This is a genomic window from Streptomyces sp. URMC 127 (assembly GCF_051386535.1).
Classification (GTDB): domain Bacteria; phylum Actinomycetota; class Actinomycetes; order Streptomycetales; family Streptomycetaceae; genus Streptomyces.
On the sequence record NZ_JBPQTW010000325.1, the window covers coordinates 1 to 5,438 of the forward strand.

Sequence of the window (5,438 nt, forward strand, 5' to 3'; positions counted from 1 at the left end):
GGGCCGGGGCCGCCGGGGGCGCACTCGCCCTGGCCGGGGTGTACTTCGTCCTCTTCCTGATCCACCCCGACGGCATGGGCTTCGGGGACGTGAAACTGGCGCTCGTCGTGGGCGCCGCCCTGGGCTGGTACGGGTGGGTCGTCCTGTTCGCCGGCTTCTTCCTGGGGCTGGTGCTGGGTTCCGCCTACGGCATCGGCCTGATGGTGCTGCGCCGCGCGGGGAGGAAGTCGGCCATGCCGTTCGGGCCGTTCATGCTCGCCGGTGCCCTGCTGGGGCTGTTCCTCGGGGCGGCGGGCGTTTCCGGCTGACGAGCTGAACGAGAAGCTGTCGGGCTGACGCGCTGACGAGCGGTCGAGCTGACGAACGGTCGGGCTGCCGGGCTGACGAAGGGTTACGAGCGTGCGGAACGCCTGCGCAGTTGACACCCGCACGTGCAGGATGGGGCCGGACCGAATTCGCTATGCCGGGGAGGCGTGTGATGCGGTACCGGCGCAGCCACAGGACCGTCCTCGCCACGGCGGCGGCGCTCTGTGTGCTTCCGCTCGGGCAGGGAGAGGCGGCGTTCGCCGTGGAGGCCGATGACCTGTCGGCCTACAGAACGGCCGCGCGGGCCAAGGAGGTCACCGGCTCCGGTTCGGACGAGGGCGGCCCCCTGCTCCGGCCGGGGACGTACACGGACACGATCGCTCCCGGCGAGAAGAAGTTCTACGCGGTCGACCTCGACGCGAAGTCGGACGTCTACGTCTCGGCGGTCGCGGCACCGGCGCCCGGAGCCGACGTCAGCCCCGGCGACGGCATCCGCGTCCTGCTCCAGCAGGAGGACGGGCAGGAGTGCGGGTCGGGGGAGGCCAGGTTCCGGCAGGAGGACAGCGGCCATCCACTGGCCGACTACGCGGTCCGCAGGCTCCAGCCGGACGCCGGTGCGGGCCCGGTCGCGAGCACGTGCCGGTACGCGGGCCGGTACCGCGTCGTCGTGGAGCGGACCAAGGCCGCGGCCGGCGCCGCCGTCTACCCCACCGAGCTGAAGTACATGACGGAGCCCGGCCTCAAGCCCGGGGGGACGGCCGTCCCCCCGGGCCCCGGCAGCTGGCGGCCGGTGGCGGCCTCCTCGCCGGACAAGGCCGTCAAGCGGGTCGCCGGCGGCACGGGTTTCAACGACGCCCCGCCCGTGACCACGGGCACCTGGAGGGACGACGCGCTGCCCGGCCAGACCCGCTTCTACCGGATCCCCGTCTCCTGGGGGCAGCGCCTCTCCGTCGTCGCGGACATCCCCAAGGCCTTCGCGCCGCCCGGGTTCCACGCCCCGGGCGGAGTGCGGATCGGGCTCAACAACCCGGCGCGGGGCTTCGCGAGGGAAGTCTTCGAGGACTACCGGGGCACGCCCGAGTCGGTCTCCCTGAGCACGGCTCCCGTCGCGTACGACAACCGCTCGCGGGCCCGTACGGACCCGGCGAACGCGATGCGCGTCGCCGGCTGGTACTACCTGCAGGTCGGCCTGCACCCGAAGGTCGGCGAGGTCGTCAGCCACCCCGTGCCGGTGACCCTGCACGTCTCGGTGGAGGGGACGCCGAAGGCCGCTCCGGCCTACGACGGGGACGCCGCGGCCGCGGGATTCGGCGTCACGGCGGACCCGCAGGCCGTCGCGAACGACGGCAGCGCCGGGCGGGAGGCGCTGCGGATCGGCGGCTACGTGGGCGTTTCCACCGGAAGCGCGCTGCTGTGCTGGCTCGGTGGGTGGTGGTTGCTGGCCCGGCGGCGAGGCCGCCCGGCAACGGCCCGTCCGAGGGGCCGGGCGCGTCAGCACGCGGGGCGGCGCGCCCGGTCGGCCGGGATCAGCCTTCCACTGTGATCCGGACGCCCGGCCGCAGACCCCACTTCTCCATGGCGCCCGCCTCCGCTTCCAGCACGTGCCGGGCACGGAGGCGGGGCGCGCCGAGCCGGCCGGGCTTCATGGTGCGGACGGAAAGGACCCGCAACCGGCGGTCCAGGTAGGCGACGTCGATGGGAAAGCGCATCCGGAAGGTGTGGATGCTTCCGGCGGGCGTCAGCAGGATGGCGCCGTCGATGCCGTCCCGGCCGAGGAGTCCGCGCGTGCGCGCCCGGTAGGAGGCGGCGATCTCCAGGGGGATCGCCGCCACCGGCGGCGCCGCTGTCCCGGCCGCGCTCCCGTCGATTGCCCCGGCCGTGCTCTCGTCGATTGCCCCGGCCGTGCTCTCGTCGATTGCCCCGGCCGTGCTCTCGTTGATCGTCCCGGCCGCGCCCCCGTTGATGCACAGTGTCGCCCGGCCGTCCTGCCAGCGGCCCATGTCCCGTGTCCTTCCGTCGGCCCGTGTCCGACGTTGTATCACCCTGCGGCCGTGGCGCCCGCTCCGCGGTGTCCCCGGTTACCCGGTTACCCGGTTATCCACAGGGGTCGCCGTACGGGCAGGGATGCGCTGTCCTTGGTGGATGAAGGCAGAGCACCGGTGCCTGCGCGAACTGGCCGTCGCGCAAGGCGGATTCGTGCTGACGTCCCAGGCCGTGGCCGCGGGGCTGTCCCGCGGCGGGGCGGCCCGCTCGCTGCGCCGCGCGGGCTGGTCCCGGCTGCACACCGGGGCCTGGGCCGAGCCCGGCCGGAGGGCCGGTCTCGGATTGCGGCTGCGCGCCCTGCAGTTGCAGCACCCGGAGCTGGTCGCGAGTCACGGCTCGGCCGCCGTCGCCCATGGATTCGTGCTGATACGCCCGGCCGGACCGGAGTTCACGTCCTCCGCCGGCCGGAGGGCCGGAGCCGGGGCCGGGGCCCTCGTCCACCGGATCCCGCTGCACGAGGGGGAGGTCACCGTCGTGTCGGGGGTCCGGGTCACCACGGCCGTGCGGACGCTGTGCGACCTGCTGCGCGTGCTGCCGCATGACGAGGCTGTCATCGCGGCCGACTCCGCGCTCGCGCGCGGGCTGGTGTGCCGGGCCGAGGCCGCGCGGGCCCTGGAGGGGGCCTCGCGCCGGCCGGGCACCCGCGCGGCACGGCGGGCGCTCGCGCTCGCGGACTCGGCCAGCGGATCTCCGGCGGAGTCCATGGCCCGCCTGGAGATGGGGCGGGCGGGGCTCCACCCGGAGTCCCAGGCCGAGGTGACGACGGCCCGCGGGCGCACGGTGCGCCTGGACTTCCTCTTCCGCGCGGAGGGCCTCGGCATCGAGATCGAAGGGTTCACCTGGCACGGCACCAGGGCCGCCCACCAGAACGACACCATGCGCTTCAACGAGCTCGCGGGCTGCCCCGGGGTGCGCCGCATCCTCCGCTTCACCCGGGACGACGTCGTCTACCGGCCGCGTCTGATGATCCGTACCATCCGGCGCGCGCTCGACGACCTCCGCTCATGAGCAGCGCGGCGCGGCACAGCGGTTGCTCGGACAGCTACGGGACCGGCAGCTACGGGACCGACAGAGCCGGGACCGACAGTCACGGGACCACTAGCTATTGGATCGCTCCATCCAAAACTGCTACGGTCGGATCATGGCCCGACCGAGGAAGTTCGACGAGGAGCGGGCGGTCGACGCCGCGCTGGAGGCGTTCTGGACCGCCGGGTATGAGGCGACCTCGACCCAGGACCTGTGCGAGGCCACGGGGCTGGGGCGGAGCAGCATCTACAACGCCTTCAAGAGCAAGCACGACCTCTTCCGGCGCGCCCTGCTCCGCTATATGGAGCGCAAGAACGAGAGCATCGGCGCGGTCCTGGAGAGCGGGCTGCCCGCCCGGGAGAAGCTCCGGGTCCTCCTCGACGTCATCGTCGAGGAGGAGGGGCTCTACGCGGAGGACGGCCGCGGCTGTCTGGTCGTCAACACCTGCGTCGAGCTCGCCGCCAGGGACGCCGAGGTGGCCCGGGTGCTGGAGAACGACTACCGGCGGCGCTTCGAGGCGCTGAAGGCTGCCATCGAGTCCGGGCAGCGGGACGGCGACATCGACCGGGCCAAGGACGCCGGCGCGCTGGCGCACTTCGTCATCGCGGCCATCGGCGGCATGCGCGTCTCGGCGCGGGCCGGTGCCGGGCGGGAGGCGCTGGAGGGGATCGTGCGCACCACGCTCGCCGCGGTGTGACGCGACGCCGCGCCACCCCTGGGCTGTCGCCCAGCCTGTCGCCCAGCCCTCACCTGCTGTGCATTGCCGCTTTGCATGCGCTGATTTTGTACTGATCAATCCAAAACGAGTAATCCGCAAACCCACAGAACCCCCCGAGGAGCACCCCACCATGCCCCGCGCTGTCCATCTCCTGGCCCTCGGCATCTTCGCCATGGTGACCAGCGAATTCGTCGTCGCCGGACTGATGCCGCAGATGGCCGACGGGCTCGGCGCCACCATCCCGGAGATCGGCTACCTCATCACCGCCTTCGCGCTCGCCATGGCCTTCGGCGGACCCCTCCTGACCGTGGCCGTGATGCGGCTGCGGCCGAAGGCCGCCCTGATGGTGCTGTTCGCCGTCTTCCTCGCCGGCAACGTGCTGGCCGCGACCGTGACCACCTACGGCGCCATGCTGGCGGCGCGGATCGTCACCGGCGTCGCCTCGCAGGCGTTCTTCGGCGTCGCCCTCTCCCTGTGCGCCCAGCTCACCCGCCCCGAACTGCGCGGCCGGGCCACCGCCGTCGCCCTGAACGGCCTGATGCTCGGCACGCTGCTCGGCCTTCCGCTGTCCACGCTCGTCGGCGAGCGCTTCGGGTGGCGCGCCGCCTTCTGGGCCATCTCCGCGCTCGCCGCGTTCGCGGCCCTGTGCACCGCCGCCGGCATCCCCGCCGTGGAGCGCGCCGCCGAGGGCGGCGGCATCCGCCAGGAGCTGGCCGTCTTCAAGCGCCGCAGGCTCTGGCTCACGCTCTCGACCAGCACGTTCGTCATCGGGGCCACGTTCTCCGCGTTCAGCTACCTGAACCCGGTCCTCACCGGGCTCGCCGGCTTCTCCGCGGGCACCGTTCCGCTGCTGCTCATCGCCTACGGTGCCGCCACCGTCGTCGGCAACTGGATCGTGGGCCGCCTCGCCGACCGCCACGCCGTCCCCGTCCTGCTGTGCGGGCTGGCGCTCAACGCCCTCTTCCTCGCCGGGTTCGCCCTGACCGCGCACCTGCCGGTCCCCGCGGTGGCCTTCACGGTGGGCATGGGGCTCGTCGGCGTCACCATGAACCCGGCGATGGTCACCCGCGTCCAGCGCGCCGGCAACGCCCGGCCGCTGGTGAACACCATCCACTCCTCGTGCATCACCCTCGGGATCGTCATCGGCTCCTCCGTCGGCGGCCTGGCCGTCGACGCCTCCGGGCTGCGCGCGCCGCTGTGGCTCGGCGCCGCCCTGGCCGTCGCGGGGCTCGGCACGCTCGTCCCCGACCTCGTCCGCCGGAAGACGGCCGAGGCCGCCGGAGCTCTCGCGACCGCTCCCGTCGGCCCGGCCGCCACGAACCCTCCCGCGGGCCCGGCCCCCGCC

Annotated in this window: 6 protein-coding genes; 5 read left to right on the forward strand and 1 reads right to left on the reverse strand. The window is 73.6% G+C overall.

Annotation, left to right across the window (positions count from 1 at the left end):
• On the forward strand, positions 1-308 hold a 308-nt coding region (locus ACSNOH_RS33145), incomplete at its 5' end, for a prepilin peptidase (RefSeq protein ID WP_436725154.1).
• Positions 309-478: 170 nt separating this feature from the next.
• Complete coding sequence (locus tag ACSNOH_RS33150; protein ID WP_436725155.1) at positions 479-1,849, forward strand: hypothetical protein; 1,371 nt, start codon at positions 479-481, stop codon at positions 1,847-1,849.
• Here the strand turns inward: ACSNOH_RS33150 and ACSNOH_RS33155 are convergent.
• Positions 1,833-2,306, reverse strand: coding sequence for a DUF192 domain-containing protein (locus ACSNOH_RS33155; RefSeq protein WP_436725156.1), 474 nt, complete (start codon positions 2,304-2,306; stop codon positions 1,833-1,835). The two genes, ACSNOH_RS33150 and ACSNOH_RS33155, sit on opposite strands and share 17 nt — an antisense overlap.
• 142 nt (positions 2,307-2,448) lie before the next feature.
• On the opposite strand from ACSNOH_RS33155, the gene ACSNOH_RS33160 reads away from it, so the two are divergent.
• The 3 genes from ACSNOH_RS33160 to ACSNOH_RS33170 all read left to right on the forward strand — a co-directional run.
• Positions 2,449-3,357 carry a hypothetical protein gene (locus ACSNOH_RS33160; protein ID WP_436725157.1) on the forward strand — a complete coding sequence of 303 codons (909 nt, stop codon included), beginning with the start codon at positions 2,449-2,451 and terminating at the stop codon, positions 3,355-3,357.
• A 133-nt stretch (positions 3,358-3,490) separates the two neighbouring features.
• Complete coding sequence (locus ACSNOH_RS33165; protein WP_436725158.1) at positions 3,491-4,072, forward strand: TetR/AcrR family transcriptional regulator; 582 nt, start codon at positions 3,491-3,493, stop codon at positions 4,070-4,072.
• Positions 4,073-4,223: 151 nt separating this feature from the next.
• Positions 4,224-5,438, forward strand: a 1,215-nt coding sequence (locus ACSNOH_RS33170; RefSeq protein ID WP_436725159.1) for an MFS transporter, incomplete at its 3' end; no start/stop codon positions are given.